The sequence below is a fragment of the Corynebacterium sp. p3-SID1761 genome, from assembly GCF_055862885.1.
The window spans coordinates 103894-124725 of record NZ_JBSQBJ010000001.1 but is presented as its reverse complement, the minus strand read 5'-3'; the positions used below and the strand labels follow the sequence as shown (position 1 = coordinate 124725).

General features: G+C 58.9%; 21 protein-coding genes. 4 read left to right on the top strand and 17 right to left on the bottom strand.

From position 1 onward, the window contains the following. Positions 1-62: 62 nt before the first annotated feature. The gene (locus ACWXWJ_RS00555; protein WP_293790192.1) at positions 63-269 is read right to left on the bottom strand and encodes a DUF3046 domain-containing protein; all 207 of its coding nucleotides are present in this window, start codon (positions 267-269) and stop codon (positions 63-65) included. A 74-nt stretch (positions 270-343) separates the two neighbouring features. Between ACWXWJ_RS00555 and ACWXWJ_RS00550 the strand changes: the two genes are divergently transcribed. From ACWXWJ_RS00550 to ACWXWJ_RS00540, 3 genes are read left to right on the top strand one after another with little or no spacing between them, the layout of a single operon-like run. Then, positions 344-934 (top strand): biotin transporter BioY, encoded by a 591-nt coding sequence (locus tag ACWXWJ_RS00550; protein ID WP_293790189.1) that lies wholly within the window; start codon positions 344-346, stop codon positions 932-934. Position 935: 1 nt separating this feature from the next. Further along, complete coding sequence (locus ACWXWJ_RS00545) at positions 936-1631, top strand: energy-coupling factor ABC transporter ATP-binding protein (RefSeq protein ID WP_473963214.1); 696 nt, start codon at positions 936-938, stop codon at positions 1629-1631. Between the two features lie 11 nt (positions 1632-1642). Beyond that, positions 1643-2269: a CbiQ family ECF transporter T component gene (locus tag ACWXWJ_RS00540; protein WP_293790183.1), complete on the top strand. Its 627-nt coding sequence runs from the start codon at positions 1643-1645 to the stop codon at positions 2267-2269. Here ACWXWJ_RS00540 and ACWXWJ_RS00535 read toward each other — a convergent pair. The 14 genes from ACWXWJ_RS00535 to ACWXWJ_RS00470 form a co-directional block, all read right to left on the bottom strand. Then, positions 2266-3087: a PspA/IM30 family protein gene (locus ACWXWJ_RS00535; protein ID WP_293790180.1), complete on the bottom strand. Its 822-nt coding sequence runs from the start codon at positions 3085-3087 to the stop codon at positions 2266-2268. The genes ACWXWJ_RS00540 and ACWXWJ_RS00535 overlap by 4 nt on opposite strands. Positions 3088-3177: 90 nt before the next feature. Further along, positions 3178-3525, bottom strand: a complete 348-nt coding sequence (locus ACWXWJ_RS00530) for a helix-turn-helix domain-containing protein (protein WP_448308288.1) — start codon at positions 3523-3525, stop codon at positions 3178-3180. A gap of 58 nt (positions 3526-3583) precedes the next feature. Further along, on the bottom strand, positions 3584-4099 hold the full coding sequence (locus ACWXWJ_RS00525; protein WP_473963213.1) for a CinA family protein: 516 nt from the start codon (positions 4097-4099) through the stop codon (positions 3584-3586). Continuing rightward, complete coding sequence (gene pgsA / locus ACWXWJ_RS00520) at positions 4100-4702, bottom strand: CDP-diacylglycerol--glycerol-3-phosphate 3-phosphatidyltransferase (RefSeq protein ID WP_293790174.1); 603 nt, start codon at positions 4700-4702, stop codon at positions 4100-4102. It lies immediately after the preceding gene. A 6-nt stretch (positions 4703-4708) separates the two neighbouring features. Next, positions 4709-5728, bottom strand: a complete 1020-nt coding sequence (locus ACWXWJ_RS00515) for a TerC family protein (protein WP_473963212.1) — start codon at positions 5726-5728, stop codon at positions 4709-4711. Positions 5729-5905: 177 nt separating this feature from the next. Then, positions 5906-8962 (bottom strand): FtsK/SpoIIIE family DNA translocase, encoded by a 3057-nt coding sequence (locus tag ACWXWJ_RS00510; protein WP_473963211.1) that lies wholly within the window; start codon positions 8960-8962, stop codon positions 5906-5908. Positions 8963-9032: 70 nt separating this feature from the next. Beyond that, positions 9033-9680 (bottom strand): TIGR03085 family metal-binding protein, encoded by a 648-nt coding sequence (locus ACWXWJ_RS00505; RefSeq protein WP_473963210.1) that lies wholly within the window; start codon positions 9678-9680, stop codon positions 9033-9035. A gap of 22 nt (positions 9681-9702) precedes the next feature. Then, entirely contained in the window at positions 9703-11799 is a 2097-nt protein-coding gene (locus ACWXWJ_RS00500) for a ribonuclease J (protein ID WP_448308245.1), read from the bottom strand. 7 nt (positions 11800-11806) lie between these two features. Continuing rightward, positions 11807-12709: a 4-hydroxy-tetrahydrodipicolinate synthase gene (gene dapA / locus ACWXWJ_RS00495; protein ID WP_473963209.1), complete on the bottom strand. Its 903-nt coding sequence runs from the start codon at positions 12707-12709 to the stop codon at positions 11807-11809. Between the two features lie 107 nt (positions 12710-12816). Then, on the bottom strand, positions 12817-13569 hold the full coding sequence (gene thyX / locus ACWXWJ_RS00490) for an FAD-dependent thymidylate synthase (RefSeq protein WP_293790158.1): 753 nt from the start codon (positions 13567-13569) through the stop codon (positions 12817-12819). A 3-nt stretch (positions 13570-13572) separates the two neighbouring features. After that, positions 13573-14334 carry a 4-hydroxy-tetrahydrodipicolinate reductase gene (gene dapB / locus ACWXWJ_RS00485; protein WP_473963208.1) on the bottom strand — a complete coding sequence of 254 codons (762 nt, stop codon included), beginning with the start codon at positions 14332-14334 and terminating at the stop codon, positions 13573-13575. Positions 14335-14365: 31 nt separating this feature from the next. Then, the gene (locus ACWXWJ_RS00480) at positions 14366-16660 is read right to left on the bottom strand and encodes a polyribonucleotide nucleotidyltransferase (protein WP_293790152.1); all 2295 of its coding nucleotides are present in this window, start codon (positions 16658-16660) and stop codon (positions 14366-14368) included. 232 nt (positions 16661-16892) lie between these two features. Further along, positions 16893-17162 (bottom strand): 30S ribosomal protein S15, encoded by a 270-nt coding sequence (rpsO, locus tag ACWXWJ_RS00475; RefSeq protein WP_005295163.1) that lies wholly within the window; start codon positions 17160-17162, stop codon positions 16893-16895. Positions 17163-17309: 147 nt separating this feature from the next. Beyond that, positions 17310-18290 (bottom strand): bifunctional riboflavin kinase/FAD synthetase, encoded by a 981-nt coding sequence (locus tag ACWXWJ_RS00470; protein WP_473963207.1) that lies wholly within the window; start codon positions 18288-18290, stop codon positions 17310-17312. Between the two features lie 30 nt (positions 18291-18320). On the opposite strand from ACWXWJ_RS00470, the gene truB reads away from it, so the two are divergent. Next, the gene (gene truB, locus ACWXWJ_RS00465; protein WP_473963206.1) at positions 18321-19247 is read left to right on the top strand and encodes a tRNA pseudouridine(55) synthase TruB; all 927 of its coding nucleotides are present in this window, start codon (positions 18321-18323) and stop codon (positions 19245-19247) included. Here truB and ACWXWJ_RS00460 read toward each other — a convergent pair. Further along, the gene (locus ACWXWJ_RS00460) at positions 19244-19975 is read right to left on the bottom strand and encodes a 4'-phosphopantetheinyl transferase family protein (RefSeq protein WP_448308239.1); all 732 of its coding nucleotides are present in this window, start codon (positions 19973-19975) and stop codon (positions 19244-19246) included. The two genes, truB and ACWXWJ_RS00460, sit on opposite strands and share 4 nt — an antisense overlap. A gap of 20 nt (positions 19976-19995) precedes the next feature. Beyond that, positions 19996-20817 (bottom strand): metallophosphoesterase family protein, encoded by an 822-nt coding sequence (locus ACWXWJ_RS00455; RefSeq protein ID WP_473963205.1) that lies wholly within the window; start codon positions 20815-20817, stop codon positions 19996-19998. Between the last annotated feature and the right edge of the window lie 15 nt (positions 20818-20832).

Here is a 20832-nt window from a genome sequence, read left to right as displayed (position 1 = left end):
TTGTTTAATCAATTGCCCTAGCGACTCACAACGTAGGCGTCAATAAGAAACAACCAGCAACACTAGATATCCTCACCTAAACGGCGCTCTTCCGGAACATCGAAGTCCTCACATAAAGCGATCCATACATCGCGCGGATCATACCCCTGTTCGATTAGCGCTGCGGGCGTATCCCCCAGGGAACTCAGCACATGGGTATCTGCGATAAAAGCGCGGAAGCTATCGCCGAATTCCCCCTCGGTTAGTCGGTCAAACTCTGTTCTGCGCATAGCTCCCCAATCTACACCCCCGTCCCCCCACACTTCTTGAACAGTGTTCAAGTCTGAACGCAATCCCGATTAATATGGCATTTATGTCAACCTCCGAAACTACAAAATTCAAAGCGGTAGACCTCGCATACATTGCTGTTTTCGCCGCACTTATCATCGTCCTCGGTGGCGTACAGTTTCCCGTCGGTATCTCCGGCGTGCCTATCGTTCTCCAGAACATGGGCATCGTCCTCGCCTCTCTCATTCTCGGCTTCTGGCGCGGCGGCCTGGCCACCACCCTGTTCATCGCCGTCGGCTTCGTTGGTGTTCCCAACATGGCCGGATGGAAACCCGCCGCAGCTGCCGTCGCCGGCCCCACTGTCGGATACATCGTCGGCTACGTCATCGCCGCCTTCGTAATCGGCCTTATTGCCCAATACGCGCCGCGCAACTCTAAGGGCCGCGCCACAGTGTTCTTCCTTGCTGGCATCGTAGGCGTGATCATCCAATACATCTGCGGTACCGTCGGCCTCATGGTTCGCCTCGATTACGGCCTCGGCACCGCGCTCGCTACCAATGGCCCGTTCATCCCCGGAGACCTAATCAAGGTAACGCTAGCCGTCGCCATAGCCCTGGCTGTGACCAAGGCAGTCCCCGACCTGCTGCCGACCAAGCGCAAGGCCTAAAATGCCCGTCATTGAGTTTGACCAGGTGGGCGTCACTTTCGACGGCACCGCAGGTCAACGTACCGTTCTGCACGACATCACCCTGACATTAAGCGAACGACGCATCGGCATTATCGGCTCCAATGGTTCCGGAAAATCCACGCTAGTCCGGCTCATTAATGGCCTGGCCGATCCAACAACCGGACAGGTTCTCGTCGATGGCCTCAATGTCACCAAACGCGGACGCCAGGTGCGCAAGAAGGTCGGTTTTGTATTTAGCGACGCCGACAACCAGATCATCATGCCGACGGTTGCCGAAGATATCGCGTTTTCGCTGCGTACGATCTCCAAGAACGGCCGCGAGCGAAGCGATAAAGTCGAGGCAATGCTGCATGACATGGGACTGGAGCACCTGGCTGATGCCTCGCCACACTTTCTCTCCGGCGGTGAAAAGCAATTGCTAGCTCTCGCTTCCGTACTAATCGTCGAGCCTGAGCTGGTGATTGCTGACGAACCCACGACTCTGCTCGACCTCGGCAATAGGCGCATGATCGCCGCCACCCTGGCTAATCTCCCACAGCAGCTGATTGTGGTTTCCCACGATCTGGAACTTTTGGAGGACATGGAACGAGTGCTATGGATCGATGAGGGTACGGTACGCGGGGATGGACCTGCGGACAAAGTTATCGCCGACTACGTGGCCAGCTTCGGCGGATAGAGGCACAACCGATGGCAAAATCACTGCACATCCATGTGCCACTATCCGTCTATCACCCTGGGAACTCCCCGGTTCACCGCACACCTCCGGGCTTAAAAATTTTCTTGCTGCTCATTTTCCTGGTCGGCAGTGCCATCTGGGCTACCGAGCTATGGCAAGCCACAGTGGTCGCGGGCATCACGGCACTGTGCTTTCTCGTGGCGCAGATTCCCTTCAAACTCGTGCTGCGACAGCTTGTTGCACCGTCACTGCTGCTGGTCGCCTTCGCGCTATTGCTGTGGTGGCAACGTGACTTCTCCACAGCGCTGACCTATTTTGTCGTGATCCTCTCCGCAGTATCGATGGCCACGCTTCTAACATTGACCACGACCATCGTGGCACTCATGGACGCGGTGGAAGCAGGACTTCGCCCATTGGGCCGGATTGGCCTGCCGGTGGAAACTATCAGCCTTCTCATGGCGCTGACTATCCGCCTCATTCCCTTGACCGCTCTAACGGTCAACGAAGTGTTAGACGCAAGAAAAGCACGGGGCGCATCGCGCTCCGTGCTGGCCTTCGGCGTGCCAGTGATAGTCCGCAGCCTCTTGCGCGCCCGCCGTCTAGGCGAGGCACTGAAATCCCGTGGGGTGGGTAACTAGCTCTCGCCGCGTAGCTGACGCATACGTTCGGCGACAGCGTCCTGGCTGACGGCCCCTGCCTGTGGCTGGGCCTGTTCAATGGCTTGCGGCTGCTTCTGGCCGCTATTCATCTCCGCGCGAATCTGCTCCAGACGGGAATGACCCGCCATCTGGATACCCGCACGCTCTACCTCAGCCATACGTCCCTGAACGGAGTTCTGTGCGAGTTCGGACTGTCCGAGGGCATTGGCATAACGGCGCTCAATCTTCTCGCGCACCTGATCCAGGTTCGGGGTGCCATTGGCAGCAACGGCATCCATCGACTTCAGGGAGTCAGCGACCTTTTCCTGCATCTTGGCCTGCTCCAGCTGGCTTAGCAGCTTCGTACGCTCCGCCGCCTTTTGCTGCAGCTGCATGGAGTTACGCTCAACCGCCTGCTTGGCCTGTGCCGCCTGCTGCAAGGACTGATCGTGCAAGCTCTTCAGATCCTCTACCGACTGCTCGGCGGTCACCAGCTGGGCCGCAAAAGCCTCGGCAGCATTCTCGTACTCCGTTGCCTTCTGCTCATCGCCCTGCGAGCGAGCCTTATCGGCCAGGTTCAGCGCTTGCTTGGTGTTAGCCTGCAGCTTCTCAACTTCCTCGAGCTGGCGGTTCAGCTTCATCTCCAGCTGACGCTGGTTTCCAATCACCGCAGCGGCCTGTTGGGAAAGAGCCTGGTGCTGCTTTTGTGCTTCGGCGATGGCCTGTTCGATCTGAATCTTCGGATCAGCGTTCTCTTCGATCTTATTGTCGAAGAGTGCCATTAGGTACTTCCACGCCTTCACAAACGGATTAGCCATGGGGGTTCTGGCTCCTTTTAAGGGGTTTAAGGGTTAAAAAAATTTTCGTTTTACGCGAATGATTCTAACAAGTTTAGGGGTCGTCTCGCCCTATGTACGTGCCCGTTCCCCCGCACTCGTCGCCATGTTCGCGGCCAGTTCTGCCGCTGCGGCATCCAGAGCCATCATCGACGCTGCTTCCAAAATCACCGAAGCCACCGATACCGCCATCGCGTGGCACACGCTGGCCAGCAGCTCAGAGGAAACCTCCTTGCGTCCGCGTTCCAATTCGGAAAGATATCCCGGACTGACGTTCGCCAACGCAGCCAATTGCCGCAGCGTGAAACCGTTGTTTGTGCGGTATTCCTTCAGCGTCGCCCCCAACGCTTCACGCAGGAGTGGCTCATCCGCCGGCATCCGCTCGCTCGGACGCTCAACCGCTACCGTATCCATGACCATCGTATTGTGACTCATCAATCATCCCAACGTCTCTGGCGGCGAATTTGTTCCCGCCAGTCTACTCGCTCGCTAACTCCAACGCGCGGGTTACGCTGAACAGGCGAATCTTCGCCCTTAACTCCACAGAATCCAATCCGGCGAACTCGCCAGTCTCAAGCCTTTGGATGAATTCCGCATACAGGTTCTCCACCCGCACGCCCCGCGAGCTATCAAAAATGCCAATGAACACCTCGCCCACCGGGTGACCGTCCTGGGGATCCGGCCCGGCCACTCCTGTGAGTGCTACTCCCACATCGGCACTGCATCGCCCAGCTACACCCTCTGCGAGCTCAGCCGCCGTCTCCGCAGCCACCGGCCCGTGCTCTTTGAGAGTCTGTTCACTTACTCCCGCTAGGTCGTGTTTGGTGTCGGTCGCATAGACAATGACGCCACCTCGCAGAACCGCTGATGCTCCCGGTACCTCTGCAATAGTGGCCGCGCATAGACCTGCAGTGAGGGATTCAGCCGTGGCAATGGTTCGCCCACTGCGGGTGAACTCGGTGACCAAATGCTGTGCGGCCAGGTTCACGGGCATTTAGGCGTTTTCCTTGCGTGAGTCGAGGATGTACTGCACACCAGTGACGACTGTTTGGACAACGGCCACACCCATAACGATCATCGCAATGGTCTGTACCACCCCGCCGAATGGGAGGATATAGAGGAACACAGCCAGAGTCTGCAGCACGGTCTTTAGCTTACCGCCCTTCGAGGCAGGAACGACGTTGCCCTGACGAGCCAACACCATTCGCCAGACGGTAATTCCCAACTCGCGTACAACAACAATTGCCGTTACCCACCACGGCAGCTCGCCGAGAATATTCAGGCTGACAAAAGCCGAAATCATCAATGCCTTATCGGCAATTGGATCCGCGAGCTTTCCGAAGTCGGTGATGACCTCGTAACGCCGCGCTAGAAAGCCATCCAGCTGGTCGGTAAACATCAACAGGCAAAAAGCCAGCAGTGCCCACCAGCGGTGCGCCCGATCGCTTTCTGCCCCGGCGATCTCCCAATCCCCCGAAGTCAGAATCAACCATAGGAACACCGGGATCAGAGCAATGCGAACGCACGTGAGGACATTCGGCAAACTCACGCTATGGACAAACGTTCCAAACGAAGATCGCGGTGCTGAAGTATTCACAGATACCTATCCTACCGCGGAGGTCTCTTCGTTTTCCTGTGCGTTCTTCTTGCCCACCGTAAGGCTCAGCACTGTTGTCACAATCAGCACGCCCACAATCGTCAGCAGCGATACTTCCACGGATACCTCAGGAACCGACAGCCCCTGGCCGCCGTTAATAAACGGCAAGTTGTTTTCGTGAAGAGCGTGCAAAATCAGCTTCGTTCCAATGAAGGCCAGAATGATGAATAGACCGTAGGACAGGTACACCAGACGATCCAGCAAGCCATCCAGCAGGAAGTACAGCTGCCGCAATCCCAGTAGTGCCAGGGCGTTAGTCGTGAACACAATGTACGGTTCGCTCGTAATGCCGTAGATGGCAGGGATGGAGTCGAGTGCAAACAGCACGTCTACGAATCCGACGGCCACCAGGGCAATGAAAAGTGGCGTCAGTACCTTCTTGCCATTTTCCTTGAACCACAGGCGATCCGACTCGTAGTGATCCGAGACATGAATAAACTTGCGCACTGCCTTGATAATCATCATGTCTTGCGGATCCTGCTCCTCCTCACCGGAGATCTCATCCCACAGCAACTTGGCGGCCGTCCACAGCAGGAAAAAGCCGAAGAGGTAGAACACATCGGACCAAGCCTCAATAATCGCTGCACCGAGGGCGATGAAAACACCGCGCAGGATCAGCGCCAGGGCGATGCCGATGAGCAGTACCTTTTGCTGGTACTTGCGGGGGATCTTAAACGAGCTCAGGATCAGCGCAAAGATGAAGAGGTTATCGACGCTCAAGGCCTTCTCGGTGATATAGCCTGCGAAGAACTCCATGCCATGCTGGTGTGGATTGCCCGGTTCACCCCATGTCAGCCACAGGAACCCACCGAACAAGCAGGCCAGCGCGATATAGAAAAGGCTCCATAGCGCCGACTCTTTCATCGATGGCTCGTGGGGCGTCTTGACGTGACTATAAAAGTCGAAGACAAAGAATCCGGCTACCACCACAATGGTGATGATCCAAGTAAGAGCATTTACTTCCATTAAAAATCCTCCGGTCGTTAAATGGCGTCACTAAAAAGACCGGAGGTCTCCCCTGCCCGTTCCACCGAAGTGACGAGCCGACATGACCGGGAGGATTAAACCTGCCGTGTTGACGATCAATGTCGAGGGCGCCGAAGAATTTGGCGTAAGGGTACTCCCCTCCAACAGTCGATAACCTTACACGAGTCCGCTCGGCGGGTTCGCGGAGACCACGCGAGTGTCGGAATCTGAGTCGTCGACGCCGTCGGATTCAACGGCGGCAGACGCCTCGGCGTCCATGACCTCCTTAGGCGCATCCTCGGGGTTAGCCCCCTTGATCATCCACAGCATCGTCTCAAGCTCTTCCGGCTTCACCAGCACCTCGCGTGCCTTGGAGCCTTCAGAGGGTCCGACCACTCCGCGGGTCTCCATGAGGTCCATTAGGCGGCCGGCCTTGGCAAAACCAATGCGCAGCTTACGCTGCAACATGGACGTCGAACCGAACTGGCTGGTAACAACCAGCTCCACGGCTTGCAACAGATCTTCCAGATCGTTGCCGATATCCGGGTCAATATCCTTCTTCGCCTCTGCGGCCTTGTCCTCAGTCACGCCCTCCCTATAGTCAGGCTCGGCCTGGGTCTTTGCGGCCTCGACAACAGCGCTGATTTCCTCATCGGTGACAAAAGCACCCTGAATGCGCTGTGGTTTGCCGGCTCCTTGCGGGATGAACAATCCATCGCCCATGCCGATCAGCTTCTCGGCACCACCCTGGTCCAGGATCACGCGGGAGTCCGTCGAGGAACTAGTGGCGAAGGCCAAGCGGGAAGGCACGTTCGTCTTGATCAAACCGGTGACCACGTCGACGGAAGGACGCTGCGTTGCGAGCACCAGGTGGATACCTGCAGCGCGGGCCTTCTGGGTAATGCGCACGATCGAATCTTCGATCTCACGCGGGGCAGTCATCATCAGGTCGGCGAGCTCGTCCACCACGCACACGATGTAGGGGTACGGACGGTACTCACGCTCGGATCCCAAAGGAGTCGTGATCTCACCGGACTTGACCTTGCGGTTGAAGTCCTTGATGTGGCGCACGCGGCTGGCCTTCATGTCCATGTACCGCTGCTCCATCTCCTCCACCAGCCAGTTAAGGGCCGCGGCGGCCTTCTTCGGCTGGGTGATGATGGGCGTGATCAGGTGCGGAATGCCCTCGTAAGGGGTCAGCTCCACCATCTTCGGGTCCACCAGGATCAAGCGAACCTCGTCCGGAGTCGCACGGGTCAGCAGTGACACCAACATCGAGTTCACAAACGCCGACTTACCGGAGCCCGTAGAACCGGCCACGAGCAGGTGCGGCATCTTCTGAATAGAGTGCGCCACAAAGTCGCCCTCGATATCCTTACCCAGGCCAATGACCATCGGGTCGTGGTCGGAAATCACCTTAGGTGCTTCCAGCACGTCGCCCAGACGCACCATCTCGCGGTCGGAGTTGGGCACCTCGATACCCACGGCAGACTTGCCGGGGATAGGGGTGAGCAGGCGCACGTTGTCGGTGGCTACTGCGTAGGCCAGGTTGGATTGCAGGTTGGTGATCTTGGAAACCTTCACACCCGGGCCCAGTTCGACCTCGTAGCGCGTTACTGTCGGTCCACGGCTAAAGCCAGTCACCTGCGCGTCGACATTAAATTCCTCGAATACATCGGAGATCGCCTCGATCATCCGATCATTCGTTTCGCTGCGGGTCTTCGGCGCGTCGCCGTTGAGCAGCAGGTCCGTTGAAGGCAAGGCGTAGTCGCTGTCCTTCTTTACGACGCCCTCAGGCACATCCTCTTCCAATTCCGACTTGGGCGTCGAGGCTGGAATGGCCGATGCATCTATGCCGGAACGAGCGACAATAGCCTGTCGCACAGAATCGCGAGAATTGGCGACAGGATCCTTCTTCGCCCGTGGCTTGGGTTGTGGCTCCTTCTTGGGCTCAGACTTAGGCGTGGGTGCTGGTGCTGGAGCCTCCGTCTCGTCGTCATCCAGTAGCTCCGCAACATCCTGCACCTGGGGTGCGGGCTTCTTCGGCTGGGGCTTACGCTTGCGCTTCTTCGGCGTATCCAGGACGAGAGTCTCATTCGAGTCGTCTTCATCCTGTCTAGTCTGAACCGGGTAATTGTCCATCGGGGTTCGACGTGCCGCGCGTGTGATCTCGTGATCTACGTGACCGTATTGGTCATCCTCGTCAAAGGAGTCATAGTCCTCGGAGCCGTCGACATTGCCAGAACTCCGCCAATTTCCGACCCCCAGGAAATCAGCAGCCAGGTTGTAGATCTGCTTTACGGTCAGTCCTGTGAGCTGCAGCGCACCATAAACAATGGCCAGAAGCAGCAACGGAATAGCGAGGTAGGTGCTGAAGCCGACTGCCATCGGCGTACCAATGGCCTGACCGACCAGACCGCCCGCAGCGGATTTGCCCGAAGCGTCCGTGGGCTGTCCGGCAAAGAGGTGAATCAACCCCAGCATCGGTAGCACAATGAGAGCCGTCCCCAGCCACAGACGAGCCGTCGAGCGTTGGGTTCTTTCGACGCCCACCATCAGTACCCAGGCGGCAAAAGCCATGGCGATGGGGACGACGTATCCACCCGCGCCAATGATCCAAGTCAGTAGTCCAGCAATTCCATTACCCACTGCACCACCAACGCCGAACCACAAGGTTCCGGCAAGGATCAGAGCTACCGCGAACACTCCAATCGCGGCGCCGTCGTAGGAACCTCCAATGCGCGCTGGCTCGTTGCTCATGTTGGGATCTTCGGCACTGAAGTCGGCGTCGAAACCATCGTCCTCAGTATCCGGCGTCCAGTCGTCGCTGGCGCGAGCACCACGACGCTTGTCAAGCCTTTTCGCTTGACTCGATCGAGATCCTCGCTGGCCACCCCGCTTGGAGATCACCTGCGTTTCCGCCTCCTCTAGAAAATCTGCATCATCAAAAGTGTCAAAGTCGCTTGCATTACCGCGGGAAGCGAGGCGACGAGTCAAGCCGCCAATCCCGCGCGCTGCACCACTAAAGGCCGAGCCAAGGGAATGACCCACCACACCAAAGGCGCTGCCGGTGCGTTCAAAGTCCCCCGTGTCACCGAAGCCAGAGTAGCCTGAGCTGACCGGCGAAACGGCACGCGTGTCCTCGAACCCACCGCGCCGGCTGGAGCTCGGTCGATTGGCGTGCGAACCCCTACTGCGGGGCGCTGAGCTACGAGAGCGACTAGTGACAGACATGGCCACCACTTTAGTCGCAGCAATCACAGTAGTCACATGAGCAACACGCGCTTTGTTCTAAAAAAGATCGCTAGAAGATGTGTCGCTTAATGCGAGCTACAGTAGCCTCGTCCCCCGGTGTGAGCGTGACGTTGGCCACAGAATCGCGCCCATAGAGCCATAGCAACAGCTCCCCGGCGTCACCGCTCACCCGTACCTCGTCGGGGGTATCGGCTCCAGCCCGCACCACTGCTGCCTCCGCGCCATCCGTTCGCTCTATAACGACGTGAATGCGTGAGGAGCGCAGACAGAACTTCGCCATCTTGCTTACGGCTTTCCACAGGCTCTCTCGGGCAGAATTTGCCAAATCACGCGGAGAGTTATCTCCTCCCCCACGTCGCAGATCCTCATGGTGAATAAAGTTCTCGGCCAGGTTGGCGTATTTGTCTGCCAAACGCATTGGATTCCACGTGGGCGGGCCATTGCGGTACATCTCCACCAGCTCGGCAAATGGCTTGGACTCGTAGTCGTGACTTACGGTATCCAGTCGATTCGCCAGCCCTTTAAAGAACATGCCGGCAGCGGCATCCGGACGATACTCGCGGATCACCAAATGAACCGCTAAATCACGTGCAGTCCAGCCCTCGCACAACGTAGGTGCATCAGGACCGGACTGCTGTAGAAGATCTGCCAGCGCTTCGCGCTCTGCCTGGGAGGTACTTACGTTATAAGGTTCCATGCCACCCAAGCGTAGCGAAAAGCTAGATGGACTCGCGGGCTTCTTCCTCCTCGAGCTCTTCAACAATCTCGGAGCTCATCGGGACGACGGTCGGCACGATCATCGGCTTGCGGTTCCACTTATCAGAGATGAGCTTGCCCACCTTACGGCGGATAGCCTGGGCCATGCGATATGGATCGTTCTCTCCCTCGCCAGCCAGGTCGATCATCACATTATCGACCTTCTCCTGGATTTCCTTCAGCATGTCGCGCGCGTCGTCGGAGAATCCCTTGGCCTGGACGCTCGGCGCCTCCAGCGGACGACCGGTGCGGTTGTCGATGACAGTGGTGATCGAAATCAGGCCACCCTCAGACATCGTCGTGCGGTCTTCCAGCACGCTGCTGTCAATGTCACCCATGCGGGTGCCGTCGACGTAGAGATTACCGACGGTAATTTGGCCAACAACCTTGGCGTGACCATTATGGAGATCCACGACCACACCGTTTTGCGCCAGCGGAATGTTATTCGGGTTCACACCAGTGCTGATTGCCAGTTCCTTGTTGGCACGCAGGTGCCGCCACTCGCCGTGTACGGGCATAGCGTTGCGCGGGCGGGCAGCGTTGTACAGGAATAGAAGCTCACCGGAGTAACCGTGGCCAGAGGTGTGCACCTTAGCGTCACGACCAGTAATGACGGTTGCGCCGATCTGAGACAGCATGTTGATTACGCCAAAGACCGCTTCCTCGTTACCCGGAACCAGGGAGGAGGACAAGATGATCAGGTCGCCATCGCGAACGGTGATCTGACGGTGCTCACGGCGTGCCATGCGTGACAGAGCCGCCATCGGCTCACCCTGTGTACCAGTCGTAATCAGCACGACCTTGTGGGGAGCCATCCTTGCGGCGTCGTCCATAGAAACGATAGTGCCGCGTGGCACGTTCAAGTAGCCCATGCGCTCGGCAATTTCCATGTTGCGGATCATCGAGCGACCGTTGAAAGCAACCTTGCGGTTGGCTGCCACGGCAGCGTCCACAGCGGACTGCACACGGGAAACGTTAGAGGCAAAGGAGGCGATAATTACGCGCTGCTTGGCGTCACGCACCAGGCGCTTCAATGTCGGCGCAATATCTGCCTCGGACCCGGATACGCCCGGGGTAGTCGCGTTCGTCGAGTCACACAGGAACAGATCCACGCCTTCGTCGCCAAAGCGAGACAGCGCCGGCAGGTCGGTCGGGCGACCGTCCAGCGGGGTCTGATCCAGCTTGATGTCACCAGTGTGAACCAGCAGACCAGCACCGGTCTTCAGGGCAATGCCCAGGCAGTCCGGGATCGAGTGGTTCACAGCGAAGAAGCGCAGATCGAATGGTCCGCGACTCTCGTGCGAGTTCTCATCAACCTCGATGAGCTTCGGACGCTGACGGTGTTCCTGCGTCTTCGCCGCGATCAGAGCACACGTGAAACGGGAGGCAATGATCGGGATATCGGCACGCTGCTTCAGCAGCCATGGAATAGCGCCGATGTGATCCTCGTGGCCGTGGGTGATGACCAGCGCTTCCACGCGATCCCACTTGTCCTCCAAGTAGCTAAAGTCCGGCAGGATCAGATCCACGCCAGGCTCGCCGGAGCTCGGGAAGAGCACACCACAGTCGATAATCAGCAGGCGACCTTCGTACTCGAAGACGGTCATGTTGCGACCGATTTCGGAGATACCGCCCAGCGCAACGATGCGCAGGCTGCCCTTTGGCTGCTTCGGCGGCTTCGGCAGACGCTGTGTCAAGTCAGCACCCTGCATAGCCTTCAGAGCGCCCTTGCGACGGTCGCCCCCACGGCCACCGCGGCCACGGCCTTTATTGTTGCCGCCATTACCGCCGTTACCACCATTGCCACCACGGCCACGGCCGCGGGAGCGACGGTTCCGGTTGCGGTTGTTGTTCTTGTTGCCGCCACCGTTGTTACCGCCATTATTTTCGCCATTGCTTTCGCTGTTGTCGCCGTTGTTCTTAGCGACGCCACCGTCGTTGAAAACGGTCGCAGCCTCAGCGTTGGAGACAGCGGTGTTATCCGATTGTGCTTCCGCTTCCGCGCTCGGCGGAGCGGCCTTCCGAGTCACCTTGCGGCCTCGGGAACGTTGTTCAGTCATATTTTCCCTATACCCCTGCTGTCTGCAGGTCTTGAGCCAGCTGATCCATCTCAGCGGCGGTTGGTTCGATGATGGGAAGACGCGGTGCACCCACGTCCTTTCCCTTTAGCTTCAGTGCTGCCTTCGCGAATGTCACGCCCCCGAGGCGAGCCTGTGCCTTCTGCAGCGGCTGCAGTTGCACTGCAATGCTACGGGCAGTGGCGATATCGCCAGCGTCGAACGCATCCCTTAGTTCCTTAAGCTGTCGCGTTGCCACATGGCCAATCACGGAGATAAAGCCGGTGGCACCTGCGGCCAGCCACGGCAGGTTCAGCGGGTCATCGCCCGAGTACCACGCCAGGTCAGTGTTCTCGATGAGCTCCATGGCTGCGGCCAGGTCGCCCTTGGCGTCCTTCACAGCGGCGATCTGCGGGTGATCGGCCAGTCGGCGCAGGGTTTCTGGCTCCACCGGAACGACGGAACGGGAGGGAATGTCATAGACACACACTGGAATATCCACTGCGTCCGCAACAGTCGTGAAGTGCTGGTAAATACCCTCTTGGCTGGGACGGGAGTAATAAGGGGTCACAACCAGAAGAGAATCAGCACCGGCCTCTTGCGAGGCGCGAGACATTTCTACGGTGACAGCTGTGTCATAAGACCCGCTTCCGGCAATCAGCTTAACGCGGTCGCCGAGCTCGGATCGTACTGCTCTGAGCAGGTCAAGCTTCTCGGTCGCACCCGTGGTGGGTGATTCACCGGTGGTACCGGCCAAGACCAAAGAATCGCAGCCCTCATCCACGAAGTGGCCTGCTAGTGCCACGCCCGCGTCCAAGTCGACGGAGCCGTCCTTCTTAAAAGGGGTCACCATCGCAAGAGAGATAGTTCCGAAGTGCGCGGATCCCCTTGTTGCTGCGTTACCTGTACTCATGACTTCCCAGACTACCTTCCTTCGCGAGAATCTCACGTATTTGGGTGCTTTTCCTTGCGTTTAGATATTGTCTTGCACTCGCTGTGCGCCAAATGAGGCGAATTACCCTAAGACTCCCCTACATAAGGGCTCGTTGCCATTTCCCCGCCATCGTGCAGCTGGGTGATCGAAAAATCCTCGAACACATTCGGCGCCACTGCCTGCAGCTGCCGGAGACATGCCACCGCAATCCGGCGAATCTCCGGATCGGCGTGCTCGGCGGCGCGCATGGCGATGAAGTGTCGCCAGCTGCGGAAGTTACCACTCATAACGAAACGAGTCTCAACGCAATTCGGCAGCACCGCTCGGGCCGCCTGTCGCGCTTGCTTGGTGCGCAGTACGGCGTTTGGTTCCTCCGCGAAGTCCTCGCCGAGGCCGTCCAAAATCTCCCTGTAGGCGTCATATGCCACATCAGCGGCCTGCAAAAACAGCTTTTTGAGATCCGCATTGTTGGCTACAGCCTCAGGCACCACCACACGTGCCTCATCCGCGGGCACATATCGCTGCGAGAGCTGGCTAAAACTGAAGTGCCGGTGGCGCATAATCTCATGGCTGCAGGAACGCGAAACTCCCCGCAGGTACATCGATGCACTGGCATGCTCCAGCAAGGTGGTGTGCCCGACGTCCATGATGTGTCGCACATAGGCCGCATTCGTGGCTGTGTGGGGATTGGGCTTATCCCACGTCTCGTAGCAGGCTCTTCCTGCAAACTCGACTAAGGCCGCGCTGTCTTCAGCGTCGGTGTGCCAATCCAGATCTGCCACAGGGTGAAAAGCCGTGTGGCCAACCAGATCTATCTGTAGGGGTGCAACGGTAGCCATGAACTAGGCCTCTGCACCGCCGTCGAGGCCTAGGAACTTTTCCAGCCCAATTGTCAGGCCAGGGTTTGCACCAATCTTTTCCACGCCGATCATGATGCCGGGTACGAAAGACTCACGGTCGTAGGAATCCTGCTTGAGGGTCAGGGTCTGCCCCTTCGTGCCGAAGATGACCTGCTCATGAGCAACCATGCCGGTCATACGTACAGCGTGGACAGGCACGCCCTGGACGTCTGCGCCACGTGCGCCGTCGAGGGACTGTGTTGTGGCGTCGGGCTGCTCAGCAAGACCTGCGGCCTTGCGGGCGCGGGCAATACCTTCTGCGGTGTGCACAGCAGTGCCGGACGGAGCATCCACCTTGTTCGGGTGGTGCAGTTCTACAACCTCGGCAGACTCGAAGAAGGGCGCGGCAATCTCCGCAAACTTCATAGTCAGCACAGCGGAGATAGCAAAGTTCGGGGCAACCAGCACACCAGTCTGCGGAGCATCCTGGAGCCAGCCGCGAACGGTGTCGAAGCGCTCCTCGGTCCAGCCGGTGGTGCCTACTACCGCGTGGATGCCGTTCTTGATGCAGAACTCGAGGTTGCCCATCACTGCATCGGGAACAGTGAAGTCCACCACGACCTCAGCCTTGTTGTCCACCAACGCCTGGAGGTCATCACCATGGTCGATGGCAGCTACCAGCTCGTGGTTCTCGTCAGCCTCCACGGCAGCCACAACGGCACTGCCCACACGGCCTCGAGCGCCCAATACACCAATGCGAGTCATAAAATAATCACTCTTTCCAGCTAGTTTGCGACTAGTTCTCTTCGACCAAAACCAGGGAGATCTTGCCGCGGTTGTCGATATCCGCGATCTCCACTTCGAGCTTGTCGCCCACGGAGACTTCGTCTTCGACGCGCTCGATGCGACGGTCCCCACCCAAGTTGGAGATGTGGATCAAACCGTCCTTGCCCGGCAACAAGGAAACGAAAGCACCAAATGCAGTGGTCTTCACGACGGTACCCAAGAAGCGATCGCCGACCTTCGGCTGCTGTGGGTTAGCGATCGCATTGATCTTTTCTTCTGCCTGACGTGCAGACTCGCCGCCGACAGCGGAGATGAATACCGTACCATCGTCCTCGATGGTGATATTCGCACCAGTTTCCTCGGTGATTTGGTTGATCGTCTTACCCTTCGGGCCGATAACCTCACCGATCTTGTTCTGGGGGATGGAGATGCTGGAGATGTGCGGAGCTAGGTCGCTCATGTCATCAGGCGCGTCGATAGCCTCATTCATCAGCTGCAGGATCTCCAGGCGCGCGGTGCGGGCCTGTTGCAGAGCCTCCGCCAACACGTCGGAGGGGATGCCGTCCAGCTTCGTATCTAGCTGCAGAGCCGTCACGAACTCACTCGTACCGGCGACCTTGAAGTCCATATCGCCGAAGGCATCCTCGGCGCCCAGGATATCGGTCAGGGTGACGTACTTGTCCTTGCCGTTCTTGCCGACCTTGCCCGTCACTAGGCCCATAGCGATGCCTGCCACCGGAGCCTTCAGCGGCACACCCGCGTTGTACAGGCTCAGCGTAGAGGCACACACGGATCCCATGGAGGTCGAACCGTTGGAACCAAGAGCCTCAGACACCTGGCGGATCGTGTACGGGAAGTCATCACGGCTGGGGATAACGGGCGTCAATGCGCGCTCCGCCAGAGCACCGTGGCCGATCTCGCGACGCTTCGGGGAGCCCACCCGGCCAGTCTCACCAGTGGAGTACGGCGGGAAGTTGTAGTGGTGGATGTAACGCTTCGTAGTCTCCGGACCCAGCGAGTCGATCTGCTGCTCCATCTTCAGCATGTCCAGCGTGGTCACGCCCAGGATCTGGGTTTCGCCACGCTCAAACAGAGCGGAACCGTGAGCACGTGGAATGAGCTGCACGACGATACCCAGGTCGCGGATCGTGGTGCTATCGCGGCCATCGATGCGGAAGCCCTCCTCCAGGATGCGGCGGCGAACCACTGCCTTGGTTACCTCGTTGTGAGCGGCTCGAATCTCCGCCTCTCGCTCCGGGAACTCCGCCAGCAACTCGTCGACATTTTCCTGCATGTTCGCGGCCAGAGCCTCATCGCGCTCCTGCTTATCCGCGATGGCCATGATGTCTTCGAGTGCGTCCTTTGCCTCCGCCTCAACCGAGGCATAGACATCCTCGCCATAGGGCGGGAATAGTTCAAACTCACGCGTCTCGGCGTCCACTGCCTTCGCCAACGCAGTCTGTGCCTCGCACAGCGTGGCGATGAACGGCTTCGCGGCCTCGATACCCTGCGCCACGACTTCTTCGGTCGGAGCCGGTGCACCTTCGGCGATGCGCTCGACAACCGTGTCGGTCGCGCCAGCTTCTACCATCATGACGGCCACGTTCGGCTCACCAGCATTGGCGTTCCTGCCACGACCGCGACCACGCCCGCGGGAAGGCTTCACCGGCTCAGTGACGCGACCGGCAACAACCAGCTCGAAGATAGCCTTCTCTTCCTGCTCACGCGTCGGGAAAGCGATCCACTGACCTTCTGCATGATCCTCATCCACAACCAGTGCCATGCGCACGCCGCCAACCGGGCCGGAAACCGGCAAACCGGACAGCTGAGTGGAGGCCGACGCGCCATTGATAGCCAGCACGTCATAACGATCCTGCGGATCCATCGACAGTACCGTGACGATGACCTGCACCTCATTGCGCAGGCCACGTACGAAGGTCGGACGCAGAGGTCGGTCGATCAGTCGAGCAGCCAGGATCGCATCCGTACCGGGTCGCCCCTCACGGCGGAAGAAGCTTCCGGGAATGCGGCCGACGGAGTACATCCGCTCCTCCACGTCGACAGTCAGCGGGAAGAAGTCGATTCCCTCGCGTGGTTGGCGGGACGCTGCGGTGGTGGACAGCAGCATCGTGTCCTCATCCAGGTACGTCGTCACTGCGCCGTCTGCCTGGCGGGCCAGCAGCCCGGTCTCGAAGCGGACGGTGCGGGTACCGAAATCGCCGTTGTCGATGGTGGCTTCTGCCTCCCACACCCCGGCGTCCGGGTCGACGAGCTCTGCTTGAATGTTCTGCTTCTTCGTACTCATGATGGAGTTTCGCAATCGCCTTTCTGCGTTACCTTGCGTTGCACACCACGGCGGCTCACTTTTCGTCTGGTCTTCGGTGCCGACGCCACCACCGTGGAGATTTATTTCACTATTCGATTGGCTTTTAGTATTTAACCGGCACCAAGACTAGCACGAAGTAGCACAAACGCCCGCCACCTCGTCGCGGTAGAAGCGACTTTGAGGTGGCGGGCGTGTGATCTAGGAGTGAGCCTTAGCGGCGCAGACCCAGGCGCTCGATCAGGGAGCGGTAACGATCGACGTTGTTCTCGGCCAGGTACTTCAGCAGGCCCTTACGACGACCAACCAGCAGCAGCAGGCCGCGGCGGGAGTGGTGGTCGTGCTTGTGGTACTTCAGGTGCTCGGTCAGCTGACGGATACGAACGGTCAGCAGTGCGATCTGAGCCTCCGGGGAGCCGGTATCGGTCTCGTGCAGGCCGAACTCCTTGAGAGTCTCGGTCTTCTGTTCCTTGGACAGTGCCATGGATGAATCTCCTTGATAGTTATTTCAGTCCGCGCGAAAAGTTACAGTGGCGACTACCGCAGACCACAGTCGCTCAACCTGGGGGATATTAGCACGTGGTTCAGTGTTAACCCAAAACGCTAGCCTTAAATGCCTAGCCTTACATGCCTATCCCAGCGCCTTGCGCGTCTGGGTGACATCGCGCCCAATGGCCTCGATTAGCTCGTCCAACGAGTTGTAGGTTTCCATCCCCCGCAGGCGGTGGACAAACTCCACGGCGATGTCGAGACCATATAGGTCAGCTTCGTGGTCGAGGATAAAGCTCTCGACGCTGCGCGGTTCGTGGCCGAACGTGGGGTTAGTGCCCACAGAAATCGCGGAGGGCATGCGCTCACCCACCGGCATGGTGCCCACGGTGGCTCCAGCGGCAATGCCATGACCAGGCAGCACCGTCACATAGCCGGCGTAGACACCATCGGCGGGCAAGGCGAATTTATCGGCAAAGTACAAGTTCGCCGTAGGGAATCCCAAAGCCCGTCCACCGCGGCCTGCCCCGTGAGTTACTTCCCCAGACACCCGGAAGTTGCGACCTAGCGCCTCATTCGCCCCCTCCACGTTGCCTTCGGCAAGTGCCTGGCGGATCCAGGTAGAGCAGACCACATGGTCGCCATCCTCCAAGAGCCCCAGAACGTCCACACGCATTCCGCGCGCCTCGCCCAGCTCCTGCAGCATTGCTGAAGTGCCCGCGGCCTTGTGCCCGAAAGTGAAGTTATCCCCCACCACCACGGCCTTCGCGTTCAGAAGCTCCACCAGTACTTTGTTTACGTATTCCTCGGGGGACCAGCTGGCGATCTCCTTTGTGAACGAGACGACGACTACATGATCGATACCGTACTCATGGGCCAATTCGGCGCGTCGCCGCACGCTAGACAGCAACGGCGGAACGGCAGACGGCCTGAACACGACCGTCGGGTGTGGATCGAAAGTGAACATCACGCTCGGCACTCCTCGCTCATGTGCCAGCGCAACGGCGCGCTTTACTAGTTCTTGGTGCCCACGGTGCACACCGTCAAACACGCCGATGGTCACGACGGTGCCACCAGCGGCTAGATGCTCGGGAATTCTGTCCAGTCCGTACCAGATACTCACGTCAAGCATGCTAGTCGATACTCTGTGAGTATGAATCAACGCAGTACCCCTTCCATCCTGAGCCGCTCCGGCGTGGTTTTGGTCGATAAGCCCTCCGGACCCACCTCACACGACATGGTGGCCAAGCTCCGCCGGATCATGGGTACGCGCCGGGTTGGCCATTCGGGCACCCTCGATCCCCTGGCCACGGGGCTGCTAGTTGTGGGCGTCGAAAGAGGAACAAAGTTTTTGGCTCATGTCGTCGCGCACGATAAGCGCTACGAGGCGACCGTGCATCTCGGTATGGCAACGCACACCGACGATGCACAGGGCGACATAACCTTTACCGCCTCGCCGGAGAAGTTGGCGACTCTTACCGAGGAGCAGATCCGCGCGGCCTTCGCTACTCAGATCGGCGACATCATGCAACGCCCAACGTCAGTCTCCTCCATCAAGATCGACGGCAAGCGCGCCCATGAATTAGTTCGCGAGGGACACGAGGTCGTTTTGCCGGAGCGCCCCGTTACCATCTTCTCGCTGGAGGTACACGACGTAGTTGTTAATGACGCCCCCTCTTGCATCGACGTCAGCATTTCCGTGCACTGTTCGAGTGGTACCTATATTCGGGCGATTGCACGGGACGTGGGTGCTGCCTTGGGCGTGGGCGGTCACCTGACAATGTTGCGTCGCACATCGGTGGGGCCTTTCGACATTTCAGAGGCTCGCACATTGGAGCAACTCGACGCGAACCCCTCGCTCACGCTAAACCTGGACGAAGCTATGGTTCGCTGCTTCGCCACACGAGAGATCAGCGAGTCCGAAGGCGTCGACCTTTCCCTGGGCAAATGGCTCGAGCCGGTGGGTAACAAGGGCGTTACCGCAGCGGTCACCCCATCCGGGCACGCAATCGCGCTGATTGAGGAGAAAGGAAAGCGTGCCGCCAGTGTCTTCGTCGCCCGCCCTGCGGGCCTTGCCTAGTTTGCCGGCACAGCTGCCGCAGTAATGACCAAGCCGTTGCGGATGATCCAACGCCCCTGAATAAACGGCACCGGAACCGGACGAGCCAGCAGATACGAGGTGAAGGTTCCGTCGGCGCGCAGATCAATATCGGCCTGGTCGAAATCCAAGAAGCGATGTGTCAGAGGGAACCACGCCTTGTAGGTGGCTTCCTTCGCACTAAAGAGCACCGTGTCCAAAAGCTGAAGATCGTTGGCACGCATTGTGCGGCGAATGCGCCGTTGTTCCCCCGGCCGGGCGATGGTGTTGAACACGCCCTCGGGTAGAGGAATCGCCTTTTCCGCGTCAATTCCCACTGAGGCCCAGCGGCGGGCAGGTGCCAGCAACGCAGCGCGGAAGCCCGCTGTGTGCGTAAGCGAACCAACCACGCCCTCGGGGAACAACGGCATGCCCCGGGGGCCACGCAGAATCGGCGGGTGGGCATCCATAAAGTTCTTCAAGGCTTGGTGGGCGCACCACCGGGAATCGCCAAAGTCAGCCTTGCGACGATCCACAGCTCCACACACCAGCTCTTGCTCCTCAGCTGAGAGTGCATGGAACTGGCTTAGATCCCCGGCCTCGTTATGCAGTTCGGCGCACGCAGCACCGCGAGGCAGCAATCCGCGCGGAATGGTCGGCTGCTGTGCGCCGAAACTCTCCACGACGGCTACATCGTCGAGATCCGTAATTAGGGTTCCGTTCTGTCTCATGCTGTCACCTCCTCGAACTGCTATCGCCAACTGCTATCTACGGCTACCGGATAGGGCCATAGTTTCTTTTCCAAGCGGGGCGGAAGTGTGATCTTCCGCTCTCTCGGGTAACCGAGTGAGACCTCGGTGTGCGTTACATTGCCGAGCGAAAACTCTACCGGAATATGCAAATGCCCATAAACCACAACATCCGCTTCATAGCGTTGCGGCCATTCCTGTGTGTGCCGTGTACCGGACCAAAGGCCGATCTCCTTGTGCTTTACGTTGACCATCGTCTCGCGCACCAAAGGCCAGTGATTGACCAGGATTGTTGGCCCTTCCACTGCCGCCAGGCGCCGCACTGAGTAACGCAGTCGCTCGCGGCACCAGAGCACGATGTCCTCGTAAGGGGCAATCGCAAAATCATCCATGAGCACTATGCCTTTGTCGCGAGCTGCGGCCAACGCTGCAGTGGGCGTCATAGAAGAATCACGCCATGAATGGTCATAAAGGGTGAACAGGGGTGCGACAGTGCGACCGGCGAATGTCGGGAAAGGATCTTCCGGTGTAAGGACTCCCAGGCGCTGCGCCGTGGCGATGACGGCATCGTACTTGGCGCGGCCATGTACGCGGTCACTCGTGCGACTGAACAGCTCATGGTTGCCAGGGGTGTAAATCACCTGTGCAAACCGACTTTGAAGCAGACTGAGAGTGCGTTCGATGGACGGCAGATCCTCGGCGATGTCGCCGGCGACGATCAGCCAGTCTGCTGGATCCGTGGGGCGAACGAGATCACGTACCAGGTCCTTGTTGCCGGGAGCACGGACGTGTAGGTCGCTCACCGCCCACAGCGTGCGGGGCATCGGGTACTCCCCTCT